The sequence below is a fragment of the Actinomadura rubrobrunea NBRC 15275 genome, assembly GCF_001552235.1.
GTDB lineage: Bacteria > Actinomycetota > Actinomycetes > Streptosporangiales > Streptosporangiaceae > Spirillospora > Spirillospora viridilutea.
On the sequence record NZ_BCQU01000198.1, the window covers coordinates 1 to 1739 of the forward strand.

The following is a 1739-nucleotide window of genomic DNA, read 5'->3' on the forward strand; positions in this document are numbered from 1 at the left end:
TCTACCAGGACTTCCTCAACAAGCCGCAGCCCCTCAACCACGGGCACACGCTGCACGAGTACTGGATGGAGGACTCCGGCGGACGCCCGTGATCAGCGGGATCGGCGTCGTCGCGCCGACCGGCGTCGGCGCGGCCGAGCACTGGGCGGCGACCCTGCGCGGCGTCTGCGGGCTGGCGCCGATCACCGCGTTCGACACCGCGGGCCTGCCGGTCCACGTGGCCGGGCAGGTGACCGGGTTCGACCCGGAGCGGTTCGTCCCGGACCGGCTGCGGGTGCAGACCGACCGGTGGACGTGGATGGCGCTGGCGGCCGCGGAGCTGGCCCTGGCCGACGCGCGGCTGGACCCGGCCGCGGAGGACGACCCGTTCGCCCTGGCCGTGCTGACCTCCAGCGCCTCGGGCGGCAACGAGTTCGGCCAGCGCGAGATCCAGGCGCTGTACGCCGAGGGGCCGCAGGCCGTCACCGCCTACCAGTCGATCGCCTGGTTCTACGCCGCCAGCACCGGCCAGCTGTCGATCCGGCACGGCATCAAGGGGCCGTGCGGCGTCATCGTGTCCGACGGCGCCGGCGGCATCGACGCGGCCGCGCAGGCCCGCCGCCTGATCCGGCACGGCACCGAGGCGGTGCTGCTGGGCGGCACCGAGGCGCCGCTGTCCCCGTACGCGATCACCTGCCACGGGACGCGGGAGGTGAGCGGCGGGCGCGACCCGCGCACCGCCTACCGCCCGTTCGGCCGCTCGGCGAGCGGCGCGGTGCTCGGCGAGGGCGGCGCGATCCTGGTCGTGGAGGAGCGCGAGCGGGCGCTGCGCCGCGGCGCGCCCACCCTCTACGCCGAGCTGGCCGGGACGGCGTCCACCCACGACGCGCACCGGGCCGCGGGCCCGCCGCCGGACCACCGGCAGCTGGCCCGGGCCATGCGGCTGGCCATCGAGCGGGCCGGGATCGCCCCGGAGGACGTGGACGTGGTGTTCGCCGACGGCGCGGGCGACCCCGTGCGGGACGCCCAGGAGGCCGCGGCGATCAACGAGGTGTTCGCGCACGCGGTCGGGTCGGTCCCGGTGACGGTGCCCAAGACCATGACGGGACGGCTCGGCTCGGGCGCCGCCGCGCTCGACCTGGCCTGGGCGGCGCTGGCGCTGCACCACGACACGATCCCGCCGTCGGTCAACCTGGAGGCCGAGGGCGGCTACGGCCTGGACCTGGTCACCGAGCCCCGCGAGCACGCCGCGCTGCGCCACGCGCTGGTGGTGGCGCGCGGGTCGGGCGGGTTCAACGCCGCCGCCGTGCTACGCGCGGTGCGCGACGACGTCGGGTGAGGTCCCGGCCGGAGGGGAGGCGTCGCCGGCCGGGGCACCGCCCGGCCGGCGCGCCCCGGGCAGCGGCAGCCGGGCCCGCACGACGAAGCCGTCGCCGGGCGGGCGCCCGCAGACGAACGTGCCGCCGAGCGCGGTGACCTGTTCCACCAGGTTGCGCAGCCCGTCCCCGCCCGGGCCGGCCCAGCCGTCGCCGGCCGCCGGGCGGCCGCCCTCGTTGACCACGGTGACGCGCAGCTCGTCGGCGTACTCGATCGTCACGCGCAGTCTGCCGCCGCCGTGCTTGAGCGCGTTGGCCAGGCCCTCCTGGACGACCTGCAGGGCGGTGGTGCGCAGGCGCAGCGGCAGCGCGGGCTCGCGGCCGGTCACCTCCAGCTCGGCGGCCCGCCGGTCGGGCATCCGGCCGATCAGCTCGGCGGCCCGC

The 1739-nt window shown here is 77.7% G+C and carries 2 protein-coding genes; one reads left to right on the top strand and one right to left on the bottom strand.

The window, feature by feature from the left end; genetic code table 11:
- Positions 1-88: 88 nt before the first annotated feature.
- Entirely contained in the window at positions 89-1318 is a 1230-nt protein-coding gene (locus AR3_RS28985; protein WP_083952265.1) for a beta-ketoacyl synthase N-terminal-like domain-containing protein, read from the top strand.
- Here AR3_RS28985 and AR3_RS31415 read toward each other — a convergent pair.
- A partial coding sequence (locus AR3_RS31415; protein WP_390099674.1) for a sensor histidine kinase occupies positions 1289-1739 on the bottom strand: 451 nt, incomplete at its 5' end. The genes AR3_RS28985 and AR3_RS31415 overlap by 30 nt on opposite strands.